Raw genomic sequence first — 17402 nt, forward strand, 5'->3', positions numbered from 1 at the left:
AATCGAGCGGGTGTCATTGCCGATCTCAATTGCCTGGCCAGAGGCTGCACAAAACAGGCTTAGGGAATCTTTAGCAACATCGATACCGATAACGGGCGTGGGGCTTGTCATGGCGTGCTCCGACGGTGAAGATTGAGCGACCTGTCGAAAACTCACGTTGCGCAGGCTTGCCGGTATTGTCGGCTCGGGTTGTCGCTCCGACCGAAGGATTCTTTATCGGCGCTTGTGGTGAGTAAGGGGTGGGGGAATTCTCCTACTGTCTGGCTTGTCGCTTGCAGAAGCCTCGCACGTCCCTCCACCCCTCGACAGGTACCTAGCCTAGAACATACAAGCGTCGACCTCGGCGCGAGGAATGTAGGCAGACCTGCCATCTTGGCATCGCCTGGGCCATTCGCCGCGAGGGCGCGGCTCCCACGGACGGGGTATTGGTCCAGCGGCTAGCGGAATGACCGAGCCCCAGCGCAGGGGCTTCTGTCCCATTCGGCACTGAATAGGCTCAGCGACACGCCCTTGCCGGGAATGGCGACGAAGCCTAGAGGTGTGCTGCGTTTGCCGTCGCGGCCGATGTAGCTGAACGTCCCGCAGGTGCCATGGTGGTCGCTGAGAATCAGCGATTCGGGATCGGCGCCGGCACCTCGCACGTAGTCTTTCATCATTTCGATGGACGCCGGGTTGGCGGGCACGCCGGTCAGGTACCACGTGTTCTTGCTGAACAGCAGAATGCAGCACAGCAAAACCGCCGACCACATCGCCCAACGCTTGAAACGTTGCGCATTGCGGTGAATCGCCAATACATCCCGATAGTGCATTCCCTTGCCCTGTTCATCTTCACCAGACCGACCCTATCCAATCGCTCGTCGCCAGGCTGCCGAACACGCCACGCTTCAGCGGCCTGCAACGCGCTGCGCCAGAAATGCCGCCACGGCATCCGCTGCCGACTGCAGATGCTGTTCATGGCTGTAACCGGACACCTTGAGCGGTTTCAGATCATGGTCGCCTGCGGGCAGCCAGAACAGTTCGATGGCGCTTGATAGTTGGTAGCTCGCCACAGTGTGGCGGTCGCCCATGGCGTCGCGCTCGCCCTGCACGATCAGGGTCGGCGTTTTCAGATCGGCCAAATGCACAGTGCGCGGTTTGTCGGCCTTGCCGATGGCGTGGAACGGGTAGCCCAGGCAGACCAGCGCATCCGCTTCCAGCTCGTCGGCGAGCAAACTGGCCATGCGCCCGCCCATGGACTTGCCGCCGATGGCCAGCGGCCCGGTGACCTGTTGCCGCACGGCGGCATGCACCTCGCGCCAGCGCTCGAGCAGTTTGGCCTGGGGGTTGGGTGGGCGTTTCTTGCCGTCTTCGCGGCGCGCGGCCATGTAGGCGAATTCGAAGCGCACCACCGTTACGCCACGGGCGGCGAGCTTGCCTGCCATCAGGTTCATGAAGTCGCTGTCCATCGGCGCGCCCGCGCCGTGGGCGAGGATCAAGGTCACCAGGCTGTCGCCCGTTGGCCGATCCCACAGCAGCCCTGCGGCTGCACTTCCCTGCGCCTGTTGATCGGCGTCAATACCGCTTCGCTGCCCTTCTCGCATGCTTGCCTCGCTCATAAAAAAGCCCTTTTCCGTGTGCGGACTTATCCGCTGCTTGGGGGCTGCAGATGCTCTGCCATAACCGTGGATGGAAACCCAGACATGAACACAACAACCAGTTCCGCCTACAACTACAAGGTGGTTCGCCAATTCGCCATCATGACGGTGGTGTGGGGCATCGTCGGGATGGGAGTCGGCGTGCTTATCGCCGCACAGCTCGCCTGGCCGTGGCTCAACTTCGATCTGCCCTGGACGAGCTTCGGTCGCCTGCGGCCACTGCACACCAATGCGGTGATCTTCGCCTTTGGCGGCTGCGCCCTGTTCGCCACCAGTTACTATGCCGTACAGCGCACCTCACAGGCCACGCTGTTCGCGCCCAAGCTGGCGGCCTTCACCTTTTGGGGCTGGCAGCTGGTGATTGTGCTGGCGGCCATCACCCTGCCGCTGGGCTACACCAGTAGCAAGGAATACGCCGAGCTGGAATGGCCGATCGACATTCTGATCACCATCGTCTGGGTCAGTTACGCGATCGTGTTCTTTGGCACCATCATCAAGCGCAATGTCAGCCATATCTATGTGGGTAACTGGTTCTTCGGCGGGTTCATCCTCACCGTGGCGCTGCTGCACGTGGTCAACAACCTCGAAGTGCCGATCTCGCTGACCAAGTCCTACTCGCTGTACGCGGGCGCCACGGATGCGATGATCCAGTGGTGGTACGGGCACAACGCGGTGGGTTTCTTCCTCACCGCGGGCTTCCTGGGGATGATGTATTACTTCGTGCCCAAGCAGGCCGGGCGCCCGGTGTATTCGTATCGCCTGTCGATCGTGCACTTCTGGGCGCTGATCACCCTGTACATCTGGGCCGGCCCGCATCACCTGCACTACACCGCGCTGCCGGACTGGGCACAGAGCCTGGGCATGGTGATGTCGCTGGTGCTGTTGGCGCCGAGCTGGGGCGGCATGATCAACGGCATGATGACCCTCTCGGGCGCCTGGCATAAGTTGCGCACCGACCCGATCCTGCGTTTTCTCGTCGTCTCCCTGGCGTTCTACGGCATGTCGACCTTCGAGGGGCCGATGATGGCCATCAAGACCGTCAACGCCCTCTCCCACTACACCGACTGGACCATCGGCCACGTGCATGCCGGGGCGCTGGGCTGGGTGGCGATGGTCTCCATCGGTTCGCTGTACCACATGATTCCCAAGGTGTTCGGCCGCGAGCAGATGCACAGCATCGGCTTGATCAACGCGCACTTCTGGCTCGCCACCATCGGCACCGTGCTGTACATCGCCTCGATGTGGGTCAACGGCATCGCCCAGGGCCTGATGTGGCGTGCGGTGAACAGCGACGGCACGCTCACCTATTCCTTCGTCGAAGCGCTGGAAGCCAGCCATCCCGGCTACGTGGTGCGGGTGATCGGCGGCGGCATTTTCTTCGCCGGCATGCTGGTGATGGCCTGGAACACCTGGCAGACCGTGCGCGCCAGCAAGCCGGCCGAGCTCGAGGCTGCAGCTCAGTTCTCGGTACAGGGGGCCCACTGATGAAACACGAAATCATCGAAAAGAACGTCGGCCTGATGGCGCTACTGATGGTGTTCGCCGTCAGCATCGGCGGCCTGACGCAGATCGTCCCGCTGTTCTTTCAGGACGTGGTCAACGAGCCGGTCGCCGGCATGCAGCCCTACACCGCGCTGCAGCTCGAAGGGCGTGATGTGTACATCAAGGAAGGCTGCGTCGGCTGCCACTCGCAGATGATCCGCCCATTCCGCGCCGAGACCGAGCGCTACGGCCATTATTCGGTTGCTGGCGAAAGTGTCTGGGACCACCCGTTCCTGTGGGGTTCCAAGCGCACCGGGCCGGACCTGGCCCGGGTGGGCGGGCGCTACTCGGATGAGTGGCATCGCGCGCACCTCTACAACCCGCGCAACGTGGTACCGGAATCGAAGATGCCGTCCTATCCGTGGTTGGTCGAGAACGTGCTGGATGGCAAGGACACCGTTACCAAGCTCAAGGCCATGCGTTTCATGGGCGTGCCCTACACCGACGACGACATCGCCGGCGCCAGCGCCGCGGTGAAGGGCAAGACCGAGATGGACGCCCTGGTCGCCTACCTGCAAGTGCTCGGCACTGCCTTGAAAAACAAGAGGTGATCCCATGCTTTTCGACTTTATCGACATCGGCATGGTGCGCGGCTTCGGGACCGCACTGGTGCTGATCGCCTTCACCTGCGTGACGCTGTGGGCATACAGCGGCCGGCGCGCCAAGGCCTTCGACGAGGCGGCCAACCTGCCCTTCGCCGATGAACCCAACAAAGCAGCAGTAAGGAAAGACACCCCATGAGCACCTTCTGGAGCTGGTACATCACGCTGTTGACGGTTGGCAGCCTGGTCGCGTTGTTCTGGCTGCTGTTCGCCACGCGCAAAGGGGAACGCAAGAACACCACCGACCAGACCATGGGACACTCTTTCGACGGCATCGAGGAGTACGACAACCCGCTACCACGCTGGTGGTTCATGCTGTTTCTCGGCACGCTGATCTTCGCCGCTGGCTACCTGGCGCTTTATCCAGGCCTGGGCAATTTCAAAGGCCTGCTGCCGGGTTACGAAGACGGCTGGACGCAAGTGACGCAGTGGGAGCGCGAAGTGGCCAAGGCCGAGGCGGAATATGGCCCCATCTTCGCCAAATATTCGGCCATGCCGCTGGAACAAGTGGCGCAGGACGAACAGGCGCTGAAGATGGGCGGCCGGCTGTTCGCCACCTACTGCTCGATCTGCCACGGCTCGGACGCCAAGGGCGCGGTGGGCTTCCCCAACCTGACCGACCAGCATTGGCGCTGGGGCGGCGAGGCCGAGACCATCAAGACCACCATCTTGAATGGTCGCATCGGCGCCATGCCAGCGTGGGGCAATGCTCTGGGTGACGACGGCGTACGCAACGTCGCCGCTTTCGTGCGCAACGGCCTGGCCGGATTGCCGCTGCCCGAGGGCAACAACGCTGACCTGGAACAAGGCAAGCAGCTGTTCGGCAGCACCTGTGCGGCTTGCCACGGCCCGAACGGAACCGGCATGGCGTTGCTAGGGGCGCCCGACCTGACCCAACCGGGCGGCTGGATCTACGGCTCGAGCCTGGCGCAATTGCAGCAGACCATTCGCTATGGCCGCAATGGCCAGATGCCGGCGCAGGAGCAGTACCTGGGCAACGACAAGGTGCACCTGCTGGCTGCTTATGTAATGAGCCTGAGCCGCAGTAAGGCGGCGGGCGACGTTAGCAAGTAAGCGTGAAGTGATGCCTGGGATGCCCCCTCCCGGGTTTCGCTTCGCTCTACCCAGGCTACAAATGCAAACAGCGCACCCGTAGCCTGGCGTTGAGCGAAGCGAAACCCAGGAACCCTACCCAATGCCCCCGGATCGCTCCTTCGCTGCGCGTGGGTATGTCTTGCGCATCGCTCTGCGGCCCACACTAGGAAAACATGGCCTGCACTGATCCAGGTCAGGGCGCGCTTCGGGTACCGCCTTTACCATCCCCTGGCCTGATCGCTGCAGCGGGCGGCCACACCAGCTAGCGCAGCGAACGATCCCGACCGGCACGTATCGGTCGCGACATGCCCGACCAACCGTTGTGGTAGCCATCGATGAGCCAACAGATTCCCATCAAGAACGTATCGCCTGCCGAAAGCGACACCGTCGACCTTTATGCTGCACGCGAGAAAATCCACACCCGTGCGTTCAGCGGCTTCTATCGCAACCTGCGCCGGGTAGGCGGTGCCCTACTGTTCACCCTGTACTTCGGCACCGTGTGGCTGAACTGGAACGGCCACCAGGCGGTATGGTGGGACCTGCCGGCGCGCAAATTCCACATCTTCGGCGCCACCTACTGGCCTCAGGATTTCGTGCTGCTCTCGGCGCTGCTGATCATCGCCGCCTTCGGGCTGTTCTTCATCACCGTGTTCGCCGGGCGCGTGTGGTGCGGCTACACCTGCCCGCAGAGCGTCTTCACGTGGATATTCATGTGGGCGGAGAAAGTCACCGAGGGCGATCGCAACCAGCGCATGAAGCTGGAAAAAGCGCCGATGAGCGCCAACAAGTTCACTCGTCGCGTAGCCAAGCACAGCATCTGGCTGGGCGTGTCGCTGATCACCGCGCTGACCTTCGTGGGTTATTTCTCGCCGATCCGCGAACTGCTTGTCGATCTGTTCACCTTCGAGGCCGGCGGCTGGGCGCTGTTCTGGATCGGCTTCTTCACGCTTGCCACCTACGGCAACGCTGGCTGGCTGCGCGAGCAGGTGTGCATTCACATGTGCCCCTATGCGCGCTTCCAGAGCGTGATGTTCGACCAGGACACGCTGATCGTGTCGTACGATCCGCGCCGTGGCGAAGCCCGCGGCCCACGCAAGAAAACCGCCGACTACAAGGCCCAGGGCCTGGGCGACTGTATCGACTGCACGCTGTGCGTACAGGTCTGCCCGACCGGCATCGACATCCGTGACGGCTTGCAGATCGAATGCATCGGCTGCGCGGCGTGCATCGATGCCTGCGACAGCATCATGGACAAGATGAGTTACCCCCGCGGGCTGATCAGCTACACCACCGAACACAACCTGTCGGGTCAGAAAACCCGCCTGTTGCGTCCGCGCCTGCTCGGTTACGCCATCGCCTTGCTGGCCATGCTCGCGGTGTTCGCGTGGGCAGTGAACGACCGCTCACTGGTCGAGCTGGACGTACTCAAGGACCGCGTCCTGTATCGGGAAAACGAGCTGGGCCGGATCGAAAACGTCTACACCCTGAAAATCATGAACAAGGCGCAACACGACGTGGTGTACCGCATCGACGCCGAAGGGCTGGACGGGCTGGTCTATGAAGGCCGCCGCGAAGGCCGCGCACTGGCCGGCGAAGTGCTGGCGATTCCGGTGGAGCTGTCCATCGACGCCGAGAAACTGCCGTCGAGCACCAACGAAATCACCTTTCGCATCCGCGCCACCGATGACGACAGCATCCATAACGACGCCAGCAGCCGCTTTATCGGCCCCAGTGTGAGGTAGAGGAACGGCAGGTTCGCGTAGGGTGGACAGCGCTCTTTTGTCCACCATCTCGATTGCAAGGCCATCGCCGGCTGAGGCTTGTGGCTCACGAATACAAGGAACCAGAGCACCATGAACGAAGAGCTCCAACCCGCCCCCTGGTACAAGCAGTTCTGGCCCTGGTTCCTGATCGCCCTGCTCGGCTACTCGGTGATCCAGGGGCTGACCCTGCTGACCGTGGCCACACGCAATCCGCCAGGGTTGATCTCCGATGATTACTACAACGTCGGCAAGGGCATCAACCAGTCACTGGAGCGCGAGAACCTGGCCGCGCGCCTGCAACTGCGTGCCAGCCTTGATCTCGATGACGAACGCGGCGTCGCTGAACTGCAGCTGCAGGGCAACAGCGCCCCAGCGCAGCTGATCCTCAATCTGGTGTCGCCCACGCAGCCCGAGCGCGACCGCCGGGTGGTGCTGCAACATCAGGGCGCAGGCCTGTATCTCGGTAACCTGCAGGACAGCGTGCAGGGCCGCCGCTTTGTCGAGCTAATCGGCCAGGAAGGCGATGGTAACTGGCGCCTGTTCGAGGAAGAAACCCTGCAGCCCGGCGAGACCATCCAGCTTGGGGATGAACACTGATCGACGCTTCAATTCCCCGCGCGGCGCCGTTGGAACGTAGCGGCCCGTCGTTCTGCTATCACTGCAGCCTGCCGATTCCTATGGGCGCGTGCTTCGAGACGATGGTGCTCGGGCATTCCCGGCCCATGTGCTGCCCAGGCTGCCAGGCGGTGGCCGAAACCATCGTGCAGAACGGCCTGGAGCACTATTACCGCCACCGCAGCGAAACCGCCAACAACCCGCAGCAGTTGCCCCAGGCGCTGCCGGACGAGCTGGCCCTGTACGACCGCAACGATGTGCAGCAGCCATTCGTGGAACAGCACGGCGACCTGAGCGAAACCAGCCTGTTGATCGAAGGCATCACCTGCGCGGCTTGTGGCTGGCTGATCGAAAAACATCTGCGCTCCCTGCCCGGCGTGGCCGATGCCCACCTCAACCTGTCCAGCCATCGGCTGCTGGTGCGCTGGAACCCGAGCGCCGTGCCGCTCAGCGAGCTGCTTGGTGAAATCCGCCGGATCGGCTACGCGGCCCATCCGTGGCAGGCTGACGTCGCTGCCGAACAGCTGACCCGCGAGAATCGCCGCGCCATGCGCCAGCTGGGGGTGGCCGGATTACTGTGGATGCAGGTGATGATGGCGAGCATGGCCACCTGGCCGGAGTTCAACGTCGACCTGAGCCCAGAGCTGGACAGCATCCTGCGCTGGGTCAGCCTGATCCTTACCACGCCCGTCGTCTTTTATTGCTGCGGCCAGTTCTTCCGTGGCGCGCTGCGTGACCTGCATACCCGCCAGCTGAGCATGGACGTATCGGTGTCGCTGGCCATCGGCGGTGCTTATGCGGCGGGCATCTGGTCGACCGTCACCGGCCATGGCGAGCTGTATTTCGACGCGGTGGGCATGTTCGCGCTGTTTCTGCTCAGCGGCCGGTATCTGGAGCGCCGCGCCCGTGAACGCACCGCGGCGGCTACCGCGCAATTGGTCAAGCTATTGCCGGCCTCCTGCCTGCGCCTGGATGAACAGGGCCAGAGCCAGCGCATCCTGCTCAGCGAACTGCGCCTGGGGGATCACGTATTGGTCTCGCCCGGCGCCCTGGTGCCAGCTGATGGCATGGTGCTGCAGGGCCATTCCAGCGTCGACGAATCACTGCTGACCGGCGAGTACCTGCCGCAACCGCGCACCGCGGGCGACGGCGTGACTGCGGGCACGCTGAATGTCGAAGGCCCGTTGACCGTCGAGGTGCAGGCGCTAGGCGATGCCACCCGGCTATCGGCCATCGTGCGCCTGCTGGAGCGCGCCCAGAGCGAAAAACCACGCCTGGCAGAAGTCGCCGACCGGGTCGCGCAGTGGTTCCTGCTGATCGTTCTGATCATCGCGGCCATCGTCGGCCTGGTCTGGTGGCAGCTCGACCCATCGCGGGCTTTCTGGGTAGTGCTTGCCCTGCTGGTCGCCACCTGCCCGTGCGCCCTCGCCCTGGCCACGCCCACCGCGCTGACCACCGCCACCGGAGCGCTGCACCGACTCGGCATGCTGCTGACCCGCGGCCATGTGCTCGAAGGGTTGCAGCAGATCGACACGTTGATCGTGGACAAGACCGGCACCCTTACCGAAGGCCGCCTCACGCTGCGCTCGGTGCATGCGCTCGGCTCGCTGGACAACGACGCTTGCCTGGCCCTCGCTGCGGCCCTGGAGAGTCACTCCGAACACCCCATCGCCCGTGCGTTCGGCCACACATCGGCGTGCGCCGAGGCGCTGGAGAGTTTTCCCGGCCTCGGTTTGCAAGGCGTGGTGGACGGCCGCCGGCTGCGCATTGGCCAGGCGGCGTTCGTCACTGCGCTGAGCGCCAGCCCCGCTCCAGCCATTCCGGGCGATCAGGGCCAGTGGTTGCTGCTTGGCGATGAAAGCGGCCCGCTGGCCTGGTTGGTCCTCGATGACCGGCTGCGAGACGACGCGGGCGAGTTGATCGCAGCTGCGCGGGAACGCGGCTGGCAGATCATGCTGCTCAGTGGCGACAGCTCGCCGATGGTCGGCGAAGTGGCCGCGCAGCTGGGTATCGAACAGGCCCGCGGCGGGCTGACGCCAGACGCCAAGCTGGCCATCCTGCGTGAATTGCAGCAACAAGGGCGACGCGTGCTGATGCTCGGCGATGGGGTCAATGACGTGCCGGTACTCGCGGGAGCCGATATCAGCGTGGCCATGGGCTCGGCCTCCGACCTGGCGAAGACCAGCGCCGACGCCGTGCTGTTATCCAATCGTCTGAGCAGCCTGGTCGAGGCACTGCGCCTGGCCCGCCGCACCCGCACCATTATCATCGAGAACCTGGCATGGGCCGGGCTCTATAACGGCCTGGTGCTGCCCTTCGCCGCGCTGGGTCTGATCACGCCGATCTGGGCCGCGCTGGGCATGTCGTTCAGCTCATTGCTGGTGGTACTCAACGCACTGCGACTGGGGAAATCGTCATGACCGCGCTGTACATCCTGATTCCCGTTGCGTTGCTGCTGGTGGCCTTCGCCGTGTGGCTGTTTTTCTGGGCAGTCGACAGCGGCCAGTACGACGACCTCGACAGCCCCGCGCATCGCATCCTCTTCGACGATGACGACCCACGCCATACCGCCGCCGTGAAGCAGGCCAGCGAGGCAGACGCTAAGAACCATGACTGACCTGTTACCGCAATTGCTGTCGGCGTTGATTCTCGGCCTGCTCGGCGGTGGCCACTGCCTGGGCATGTGCGGCGGGCTGATGGGCGCGCTGACCCTGGCCATTGCGCCCGAACCACGGCAGCAGCGCTTGCGCCTGCTGCTGGCCTACAACGCCGGGCGCATCCTCAGTTACACCCTGGCCGGCCTGCTGCTCGGCCTCGCTGGCTGGGCCGTGGCCAGCGGCCCGCTAGCTACGGCGCTGCGCGGTATCGCTGGCGCGCTGTTGATCGTGATGGGCCTGTATCTGGCGGGCTGGTGGGGCGGGCTGACGCGCATCGAAGCGCTGGGCCGCGGGCTGTGGCGAAACATCCAACCGATTACACGGCGCGTCATGCCGGTCACCACCGCGTCCCGTGCGTTGCTGCTCGGCGGGTTGTGGGGCTGGCTGCCCTGCGGGCTGGTGTACAGCACCCTGCTGTGGGCAGCGAGCCAGGGCAATGCCTGGCACAGCGCCGCGCTGATGCTGGCGTTCGGCATCGGCACGCTGCCGGTGCTGCTGGCCACCGGGCTGGCGGCCGAGCGTCTGAAACATCTGCTGAGCCGCCGCGGCGTGCGAATGGCCGGTGGGCTGCTGGTGATGCTGTTCGGCCTGTGGACACTGCCTGGCCCGCACCAGCATTGGTTGATGGGGCACTAAGGCAGCCGACAGCGGCGTGGGTTGAGCAGCGCGAGATCCCGGGCATCTTCTCCCGGGTATCGCTGCGCTCAACCCAGGCTACGAGGCGCGCGCTTAACGGTAGTTATGCCCCTGCGCCCCCATGACTCAGATCAAAAAGGCCAAACCGGCCGCGCCCTAGACTGCCAGGCATTCAATGCTGACGCGGACCTCGCCATGCTCAACGCCATCCACTGGGATACCGACCTGATCCGCCGCTATGATCAAGCCGGACCACGCTACACCTCTTACCCGACCGCCGTGCAACTGCACGAGGGCGTTGGCTCCTTCGATCTGCTGCATGCCTTGCGAGAGAGCCGCCGCGCCCAGCGCCCGCTGTCGCTGTACTTGCACCTGCCGTTCTGCGCCAACATCTGTTACTACTGCGCTTGCAACAAGGTCATCACCAAGGATCGCGGCCGCACCCAGCCCTATCTGCAAGCGCTGGAGCGGGAAATGACGCTGATCGGCCACCATATCGACAAGCGCCAGCGCATCGAACAACTGCACCTGGGCGGCGGTACTCCAACGTTCCTGAGCCATGACGAGCTGCGGCGGCTGATGAGCCAGCTGCGCGAGCACTTCAGCCTGCTTGACGACGACTCCGGCGACTACAGCATCGAGATCGACCCGCGCGAGGCGGACTGGTCGACCATGGGCCTGCTGCGCGAACTGGGCTTCAATCGCGTCAGCCTCGGCGTGCAGGATCTCGATCCCAACGTGCAGCGCGCCATCAATCGCCTGCAGAGCCTGGAAGAAACCCGCGCCATCATCGAGGCCGCGCGTACCCTGCAGTTTCGTTCGGTGAACATCGACCTGATTTACGGACTGCCACAACAAACCCCGGAAAACTTCGCCCACACCGTGCAGCAAGTGATCGCCCTGCAGCCGGATCGCCTGTCGCTGTTCAATTACGCTCACCTGCCGGAGCGCTTCATGCCGCAGCGGCGCATCGACAGCCGCCAGTTACCCAGCGCTGCAAACAAACTGGCCATGCTGCAAGGCAGCATCGAGCAATTGGCCAGTGCCGGATACCGCTACATCGGCATGGACCACTTCGCCCTGCCCGACGACGAGCTGGCCAGCGCCCAGGAGGACGGCAGCCTGCAACGCAATTTTCAGGGCTACACCACGCATGGCCACTGCGACCTGATCGGCCTTGGGGTGTCGGCGATCAGCCAGGTCGGCGATTTGTGCTGCCAGAACAGCGCAGACCTGGCGGCCTACCAGGCCAGCCTCGGCAACCAGCAACTGGCGACCCAGCGCGGCTTGATCTGCAACGACGACGATCGCGTGCGCCGTGCGGTTATCCAACAGCTGATCTGTCACTTCCAACTGAATTTCTCGGCGATCGAGCAGCGCTTCGCCATCGACTTCCATAGCTACTTCGCCGATCTCTGGCCGGCCCTGCAGCAGATGGATCATGACGGCCTGATCGAATTGAATGACGACCGCATCGAAGTTCTGCCAGCCGGGCGGCTGCTGGTACGCTCGCTGTGCATGCTGTTCGATCGCTACCTGAGCGAGCAGAACCTGCAGCGCTTTTCGCGGGTGATCTGAACCACGCCGCGCGGCGCAGATGCCTGGCTCAACCGTTCAGCAATGAGCCGACCGCGGCGCTTTGTTCGGTGCTGAGTTTCTGGTCCCGCATCACCCTGGCCAGCTCGGCAGTGGCTGTGGTCAGCGCGCCGCTGATCGAACCGACTTCGGTCTGCAGGGCCTGGGCGCGGGCCTGACGTGTTTCGTCATCCATGTCGCTCTGCGCCATGAGCGCTTGTAGCTCGGCCATCTTCTCGGCGAGTTGCGCCTTGAGCTCACGGATCATCTTGAGCAATTGCTTGACGGCGTCGGGCAGGCCGCTTTCATCAATGTCGCTGTTCTTGCTTTCGGTCTTCGAGCGCATCAGGCCCTCGGCAGACAGCGTCACTTTGAGGCCAGGCTCTGCCGGTGCGCCTGCAGCCGGCGCTGCCCCGCTTTCGGATACATCGACAGGCGTGACGGCAGCCGTCGCCAACGTAGAATTAGTCGTCACGGCGCTACGCTCGACCACCGCAGGTACATCCACTCGCATCACGCCACTCCTTGCCTAAAGCCGATCATTACCGGTTATCGGCCTCGTGCAGCGACACTTGAGCGCACCGCATGCGCTGGCCGCGCGCCCCTCTGGCGCGGTACCCTTACGACTTCTGTGTGTTTACCCGTTAGGAACACTGCCGATGTCCGAAAGCATCAAGCTGCGCACCCCTCATCAGGCCCACTGCAAGGATTGCAGCCTCGCCAGTCTCTGCCTGCCTCTCTCGCTAGACCTTAAGGACATGGACGCGCTCGACGACATCGTCAAGCGTGGCCGCCCGCTGAAAAAGGGCGAATTTCTGTTCCGCCAAGGTGATGCCTTCAGCTCGGTATTCGCGGTGCGCTCCGGTGCGCTGAAGACCTTCGGGCTGAGCGATGCGGGTGAAGAACAAATCACCGGCTTTCATCTGCCCAGCGAACTGGTCGGCCTGTCCGGCATGGACACCGAACTGTATCCGGTGTCGGCCCAAGCGCTGGAAACCACCTCGGTGTGTGAAATTCCCTTCGAGCGCCTCGATGAGCTGTCGGTAAGCCTGCCGCAGCTGCGCCGCCAGTTGATGCGCGTGATGAGCCGCGAGATTCGCGATGATCAGCAAATGATGCTGCTGCTGTCGAAGAAAACTGCCGACGAGCGCATCGCCACCTTCCTGGTCAACCTGTCCGCGCGCTTCAGTGCCAGGGGCTTTTCGGCCAACCAATTCCGCCTGGCGATGTCACGCAACGAAATCGGCAATCACCTTGGCCTGGCAGTGGAAACCGTGTCGCGGGTGTTCACACGCTTCCAGCAGAGCAAGCTGCTCGAAGCCGAAGGCAAGGAAGTGCATATTCTCGACCCAATCGAGCTCTGTGCCCTGGCCGGTGGTAACCTTAACGGCTGATGGAGCTTTAAGCTCAAGAGACCGTTTCAAGGATTACCGATGATTTTCGACGAATTCAGCATCAAGACCCTCATCCGCCCGGTTAACGACTTTCCAAAACCGGGCGTGGTGTTCCGCGATATCACGCCATTGTTCCAGTCGCCGCGTGCACTGCGCATGGTCATCGACAGCCTGATCCAACGCTACGTCGAGGCCGATTTCAGCCACGTCGGCGCCATGGACGCACGAGGCTTCCTGATCGGCTCGATCATCGCCTATGAGCTGAACAAACCGCTGGTGCTGTTCCGCAAACAAGGCAAGCTGCCGGCCGACGTAATCAGCCAGGCTTACCAGACCGAATACGGCGAAGCCTTCCTGGAAGTGCATGCCGACAGCCTTTGCGAAGGCGACAGCGTATTGATCGTCGATGACCTGATCGCCACTGGCGGCACCCTGCTCGCCGCCGTGCAACTGGTCAAGCGCATGGGCGCTGGCATTCACGAAGCAGCGGCGATCATCGACCTGCCGGAGCTGGGCGGCTCACGCCGACTGCAGGACATGGGTATCCCCACCTATAGCCTGACCGCTTTCGCACTCGACGAACGCTAAGAGCATGGACCGAGGCGTGTAGTTGACGCTTCATCCGTCCACCTGATTAGCAGTCATCGCACAATAAAAAGCCCCGGCACATGGCCGGGGCTTTTTATTGCGCGCCGTGTGATTAACGCAGCGCCGGGCCCTGGAAGCCCATCCACAGTGCCAGGTGCTCCGCCACGCTGGTGCCGAGCTTCTTAGTGAAGCGGTCCAGCGGGCTTTCCTGCACGGTGAAGTCGACCAGTTCTTCCTGGCCAATCACGTCACGGGCCACCGAGCTGGTGTTGCCCAGCGCATCGATCAGGCCCAGTTGCAGCGCCTGCTCGCCGGACCAGATCAGACCGGAGAACAACTCGGGATGCTCGGCATCCTTGAGGCGGTCGCCGCGGCCTTTCTTCACGCTGTCGATGAACTGTTTGTGAGTGGTTTCCAGCACGGTCTTCCAGAACGCCGCTTCTTCAGGCTTCTGTGGCTGGAACGGATCGAGGAACGCCTTGTGTTCGCCCGAGGTGTACACGCGGCGGTCGACACCCAGCTTGTCCATCAGCCCGGTAAAACCGAAACTGGCCGCCGTCACGCCGATGGAGCCAACCAAGCTGGCCTTGTCGGCGTAGATCTGGTCGGCAGCACTGGCGATGTAATAGGCACCCGAAGCGCCCAGGTCGGAAATCACTGCGTAGACCTTGATGTCCGGGTGCTCGCCACGCAGGCGTCCAATTTCGTCATAGATATAGCCAGACTGCACCGGGCTGCCGCCTGGGCTGTTGATGCGCAGGATGATGCCCTTGGTGTTGGAGTCCTTGAACGCCGCACGCAGGCTGCCAACGATGTTGTCGGCGCTGGCCGCTTCCTTGTCGGCGATCATGCCGCGCACCTCAATCACTGCGGTGTGCGCCGTGCTGGTGGCGCCCTTCTGCAGGTTGAGCAACGGCGAGAACAACGCCAGCGCGCCAAACAGGTAAATGAAGGTCAGCAATTTGAAGAAAATCCCCCAGCGGCGCGAACGACGCTGTTCATGCACACTGGCCAGCAAGGTCTTTTCAAGCAGCTTCCAGCTCTTCGGATCGCTCTCGGAGACCGTCGGCGTCTTTCTGTCACCCCACATGCTCAATCTCCTCGGTTCGGGACTCGGCGACCGTCTGGTTCAGCCAGGCACTCAGTTCCATAAAATGGTTGATCGACAGCTTCGGCTCGTAGGCGCTCAACGCCGCCAGCGTCTGCGCACCGTAGCCTACTGCGACCGCATCCATACCCGCACGTTGCGCCATCAGTAGATCAAATGACGCATCACCGATCATCAGCGCCTGGCTGGCAGGTACGCCGCAATGCTCAAGAATCTCATGGAGCATCCTGGGGTCCGGCTTGCTCGCCGTTTCATCGGCGCAGCGTGTGATATCGAAATAGTCCTGCCAGCCGAGCGCATCGAGAATCCGCTGCAAGCCACGACGACTCTTGCCGGTAGCCACAGCCAACTGATAGCCCTGCTCACGCAACGCTGCCAGGCTCTGCTCCACGCCAGGGAAAAACGCCGACGGGATGCGATCAATGGCTACGTAGCAGTCGCTGTAGCAGGCATGGAAGCGTTCGACGTGCCCGGCCTCGACGAGTTCCGGGTACAGCGTGGCGATCGCTTCCGGCATCGCCAGGCCGATGATGCCCTTGACCGTTTCATCGTCCAGGCGCGGCATACCGCACTGTTCCGCTGCCTGGTGCATGGCGGCGACGATGCGGCCGATCGAGTCGACCAGCGTGCCGTCCCAATCGAAGATCAGAAGTTTGTAATCAGGCACTCAGGCGCTCCACGGTGCGCGCCCACATCTCGTCGACGGGCGCCTCCAACTTCAGCACGCCGCCTTCGGGCAGCGGGATATTCAGCTCATAGGCATGCAGGAACAGGCGCTTGCCACCCAACTCGCGAATCTCGCGACTGAAGTCGTCATCGCCGTACTTGCTGTCACCCGCGATGCAGTGACCGCCGTACTGGGCATGCACACGAATCTGGTGCGTTCGCCCAGTAACCGGCTTAGCCTCGACGAGGGTCGCGAACTCACCGAAACGGCGCAGCACGCGGAAGAGGGTCAGCGCCTCCTTGCCTTCGGAATTCACCTCGACCATGCGCTCGCCCGAGCGCAGGTTGCTCTTGAGCAGCGGCGCATTGATCTGCTTCTTGGCAGTCGCCCAATGGCCGCGCACCAGCGCCATGTAGCGCTTATCGACGCCATCGCCTCGTAACTGCTCATGCAGATGACGCAGCATGCTGCGCTTCTTGGCGATCATCAGCAGGCCGGACGTGTCGCGGTCGAGGCGGTGCACCAACTCCAGATCCTTGGCATCCGGGCGCAGCTGGCGAAAGGCTTCGATCACGCCGTAGTTCAGGCCGCTGCCACCGTGCACGGCGATGCCAGCCGGCTTGTTAAGCACGATCAGCGCCTTGTCTTCATACACGATGGCTGCTTCCAGGCGTTGTAACAGGCCTTGAGCCAGGGGCTCAGGCTCGTCACGCTCGGCCAGGCGCAGCGGCGGTACACGCACGATGTCACCGGGCTGCAGCTTGTACTCGGGCTTGATCCTGCCTTTATTGACCCGCACCTCACCCTTGCGCAGGATGCGGTAGATCAAAGTCTTGGGCACACCCTTGAGCTGGGTGCGAAGGAAGTTGTCGATGCGCTGACCCGCGAGTTCAGGCGCGACCTCAAGCAGCTGGACGCCGGAGGTTGGAGTAGTGGGTGTCGTCATGGTCGAGATGATACAATTTTTATGGATTTGAAGCACTTAATCATTGCTGCTATAGTCGCGAATGCCGCCAAAAGCGGCCTGATTCACGGATGTTGCCAAACCGCCATCGTGAATCAAGCAACCCTTTCAGGACGTAAGGCCGTCCGACGGGTTCCTCATAGAGCGATAGGCCACCAAGGCTGCTCGAGAAACTCGGAAATAAGGCCTGAGACACAGATGCGTAACCTGCCCACATGGACGGTTGCGGTAAATGCCAACCCGCTGCGGATTTCGTGAGCGGCACCCGATTTTCAGCGATACGTGTAGGGTGGAGATGCACAACGGTCGGCCTGCGTAGCAAACAGCTTTAACCAAGACGCTTTATCTCGTCCGCTACCGACCCTTGATTCCTCCTCCTGACTGAGAACGTACTTACGGTCTCGCGAGCTAGAGCCATGCAAGGCGCTACGTCAGTTACAGCCTCCGGCTGGACACTACGAGCAGGAAGCAACGCTTACCGCGGTAAGCCAGCTCCCAGCCCGTTTTAATGACGCAGTGCGGCCAATGTGCAGCGGACTACAAGCCTGTTCTGAGTGCTTTC

Annotated in this window: 18 protein-coding genes; 12 read left to right on the forward strand and 6 right to left on the reverse strand. The window is 62.8% G+C overall.

Annotation, left to right across the window (positions count from 1 at the left end):
* Positions 1-437: 437 nt before the first annotated feature.
* Together BLS60_RS09980 and BLS60_RS09985 are read right to left on the reverse strand one after the other, a co-directional pair.
* On the reverse strand, positions 438-809 hold the full coding sequence (locus BLS60_RS09980; RefSeq protein WP_092367474.1) for a hypothetical protein: 372 nt from the start codon (positions 807-809) through the stop codon (positions 438-440).
* 75 nt (positions 810-884) lie between these two features.
* Positions 885-1580 (reverse strand): alpha/beta family hydrolase, encoded by a 696-nt coding sequence (locus BLS60_RS09985; RefSeq protein ID WP_092368209.1) that lies wholly within the window; start codon positions 1578-1580, stop codon positions 885-887.
* Positions 1581-1679: 99 nt separating this feature from the next.
* Between BLS60_RS09985 and ccoN the strand changes: the two genes are divergently transcribed.
* From ccoN to hemN, 10 genes are all read left to right on the forward strand, one after another.
* Positions 1680-3119: a cytochrome-c oxidase, cbb3-type subunit I gene (ccoN, locus tag BLS60_RS09990; RefSeq protein WP_092367477.1), complete on the forward strand. Its 1440-nt coding sequence runs from the start codon at positions 1680-1682 to the stop codon at positions 3117-3119.
* On the forward strand, positions 3119-3727 hold the full coding sequence (ccoO, locus tag BLS60_RS09995) for a cytochrome-c oxidase, cbb3-type subunit II (protein ID WP_092367480.1): 609 nt from the start codon (positions 3119-3121) through the stop codon (positions 3725-3727). The genes ccoN and ccoO overlap by 1 nt, the downstream gene beginning before the upstream one ends.
* Positions 3728-3731: 4 nt before the next feature.
* The gene (locus tag BLS60_RS10000; protein WP_172139336.1) at positions 3732-3917 is read left to right on the forward strand and encodes a cbb3-type cytochrome oxidase subunit 3; all 186 of its coding nucleotides are present in this window, start codon (positions 3732-3734) and stop codon (positions 3915-3917) included.
* Positions 3914-4852, forward strand: a complete 939-nt coding sequence (gene ccoP, locus BLS60_RS10005) for a cytochrome-c oxidase, cbb3-type subunit III (RefSeq protein ID WP_092367483.1) — start codon at positions 3914-3916, stop codon at positions 4850-4852. Before BLS60_RS10000 ends, ccoP begins: the two co-directional genes overlap by 4 nt.
* A 356-nt stretch (positions 4853-5208) precedes the next feature.
* A complete protein-coding gene (gene ccoG, locus BLS60_RS10010; RefSeq protein WP_092367486.1) occupies positions 5209-6615 on the forward strand; it encodes a cytochrome c oxidase accessory protein CcoG in 1407 nt (468 codons plus the stop codon).
* Positions 6616-6726: 111 nt separating this feature from the next.
* Positions 6727-7233 carry a FixH family protein gene (locus BLS60_RS10015; protein ID WP_092367489.1) on the forward strand — a complete coding sequence of 169 codons (507 nt, stop codon included), beginning with the start codon at positions 6727-6729 and terminating at the stop codon, positions 7231-7233.
* A 29-nt stretch (positions 7234-7262) separates the two neighbouring features.
* On the forward strand, positions 7263-9671 hold the full coding sequence (locus tag BLS60_RS10020; RefSeq protein WP_276325649.1) for a heavy metal translocating P-type ATPase: 2409 nt from the start codon (positions 7263-7265) through the stop codon (positions 9669-9671).
* Entirely contained in the window at positions 9668-9868 is a 201-nt protein-coding gene (gene ccoS, locus BLS60_RS10025) for a cbb3-type cytochrome oxidase assembly protein CcoS (RefSeq protein ID WP_092367495.1), read from the forward strand. The genes BLS60_RS10020 and ccoS overlap by 4 nt, the downstream gene beginning before the upstream one ends.
* Positions 9861-10544, forward strand: coding sequence for a sulfite exporter TauE/SafE family protein (locus BLS60_RS10030; RefSeq protein WP_092367498.1), 684 nt, complete (start codon positions 9861-9863; stop codon positions 10542-10544). Before ccoS ends, BLS60_RS10030 begins: the two co-directional genes overlap by 8 nt.
* Positions 10545-10739: 195 nt before the next feature.
* Positions 10740-12122 carry an oxygen-independent coproporphyrinogen III oxidase gene (gene hemN, locus BLS60_RS10035; protein ID WP_092368215.1) on the forward strand — a complete coding sequence of 461 codons (1383 nt, stop codon included), beginning with the start codon at positions 10740-10742 and terminating at the stop codon, positions 12120-12122.
* Between the two features lie 28 nt (positions 12123-12150).
* On the opposite strand, the gene BLS60_RS10040 is transcribed toward hemN, so the two are convergent.
* Entirely contained in the window at positions 12151-12633 is a 483-nt protein-coding gene (locus tag BLS60_RS10040) for a hypothetical protein (RefSeq protein ID WP_092367500.1), read from the reverse strand.
* 145 nt (positions 12634-12778) lie between these two features.
* Here BLS60_RS10040 and fnr point away from each other — a divergent pair, with 145 nt between their 5' ends.
* Complete coding sequence (gene fnr, locus BLS60_RS10045; RefSeq protein ID WP_070883979.1) at positions 12779-13513, forward strand: fumarate/nitrate reduction transcriptional regulator Fnr; 735 nt, start codon at positions 12779-12781, stop codon at positions 13511-13513.
* A gap of 39 nt (positions 13514-13552) precedes the next feature.
* Entirely contained in the window at positions 13553-14101 is a 549-nt protein-coding gene (locus BLS60_RS10050) for an adenine phosphoribosyltransferase (RefSeq protein WP_092367503.1), read from the forward strand.
* Between the two features lie 112 nt (positions 14102-14213).
* On the opposite strand, the gene sppA is transcribed toward BLS60_RS10050, so the two are convergent.
* Genes sppA through rluC form a run of 3 tightly spaced genes read right to left on the reverse strand, consistent with a single transcriptional unit; the run spans position 14214 to position 16822 of the window.
* Positions 14214-15191: a signal peptide peptidase SppA gene (gene sppA / locus BLS60_RS10055; protein WP_092367506.1), complete on the reverse strand. Its 978-nt coding sequence runs from the start codon at positions 15189-15191 to the stop codon at positions 14214-14216.
* Positions 15181-15876 carry an HAD-IA family hydrolase gene (locus BLS60_RS10060; protein ID WP_070883982.1) on the reverse strand — a complete coding sequence of 232 codons (696 nt, stop codon included), beginning with the start codon at positions 15874-15876 and terminating at the stop codon, positions 15181-15183. The genes sppA and BLS60_RS10060 overlap by 11 nt, the downstream gene beginning before the upstream one ends.
* A complete protein-coding gene (rluC, locus tag BLS60_RS10065; RefSeq protein WP_070883983.1) occupies positions 15869-16822 on the reverse strand; it encodes a 23S rRNA pseudouridine(955/2504/2580) synthase RluC in 954 nt (317 codons plus the stop codon). The genes BLS60_RS10060 and rluC overlap by 8 nt, the downstream gene beginning before the upstream one ends.
* Between the last annotated feature and the right edge of the window lie 580 nt (positions 16823-17402).

This window comes from Phytopseudomonas seleniipraecipitans, assembly GCF_900102335.1.
GTDB classification, from domain to species: Bacteria; Pseudomonadota; Gammaproteobacteria; order Pseudomonadales; family Pseudomonadaceae; genus Aquipseudomonas; species Aquipseudomonas seleniipraecipitans.

Excerpts from the sequence above, each read along its gene's own strand:
- BLS60_RS10050 (WP_092367503.1), top strand. The coding sequence starts at position 13,553 with ATGATTTTCGACGAATTCAGCATCAAGACCCTCATCCGCCCGGTTAAC.
- BLS60_RS09980 (WP_092367474.1), bottom strand. The coding sequence starts at position 809 with ATGCACTATCGGGATGTATTGGCGATTCACCGCAATGCGCAACGTTTC.
- hemN (WP_092368215.1), top strand. The coding sequence starts at position 10,740 with ATGCTCAACGCCATCCACTGGGATACCGACCTGATCCGCCGCTATGAT.
- sppA (WP_092367506.1), bottom strand. The coding sequence starts at position 15,191 with ATGTGGGGTGACAGAAAGACGCCGACGGTCTCCGAGAGCGATCCGAAG.
- ccoN (WP_092367477.1), top strand. The coding sequence starts at position 1,680 with ATGAACACAACAACCAGTTCCGCCTACAACTACAAGGTGGTTCGCCAA.
- ccoO (WP_092367480.1), top strand. The coding sequence starts at position 3,119 with ATGAAACACGAAATCATCGAAAAGAACGTCGGCCTGATGGCGCTACTG.
- BLS60_RS10015 (WP_092367489.1), top strand. The coding sequence starts at position 6,727 with ATGAACGAAGAGCTCCAACCCGCCCCCTGGTACAAGCAGTTCTGGCCC.
- rluC (WP_070883983.1), bottom strand. The coding sequence starts at position 16,822 with ATGACGACACCCACTACTCCAACCTCCGGCGTCCAGCTGCTTGAGGTC.
- ccoG (WP_092367486.1), top strand. The coding sequence starts at position 5,209 with ATGAGCCAACAGATTCCCATCAAGAACGTATCGCCTGCCGAAAGCGAC.
- BLS60_RS10040 (WP_092367500.1), bottom strand. The coding sequence starts at position 12,633 with ATGCGAGTGGATGTACCTGCGGTGGTCGAGCGTAGCGCCGTGACGACT.
- ccoS (WP_092367495.1), top strand. The coding sequence starts at position 9,668 with ATGACCGCGCTGTACATCCTGATTCCCGTTGCGTTGCTGCTGGTGGCC.
- BLS60_RS10030 (WP_092367498.1), top strand. The coding sequence starts at position 9,861 with ATGACTGACCTGTTACCGCAATTGCTGTCGGCGTTGATTCTCGGCCTG.
- BLS60_RS09985 (WP_092368209.1), bottom strand. The coding sequence starts at position 1,580 with ATGCGAGAAGGGCAGCGAAGCGGTATTGACGCCGATCAACAGGCGCAG.
- ccoP (WP_092367483.1), top strand. The coding sequence starts at position 3,914 with ATGAGCACCTTCTGGAGCTGGTACATCACGCTGTTGACGGTTGGCAGC.
- fnr (WP_070883979.1), top strand. The coding sequence starts at position 12,779 with ATGTCCGAAAGCATCAAGCTGCGCACCCCTCATCAGGCCCACTGCAAG.
- BLS60_RS10000 (WP_172139336.1), top strand. The coding sequence starts at position 3,732 with ATGCTTTTCGACTTTATCGACATCGGCATGGTGCGCGGCTTCGGGACC.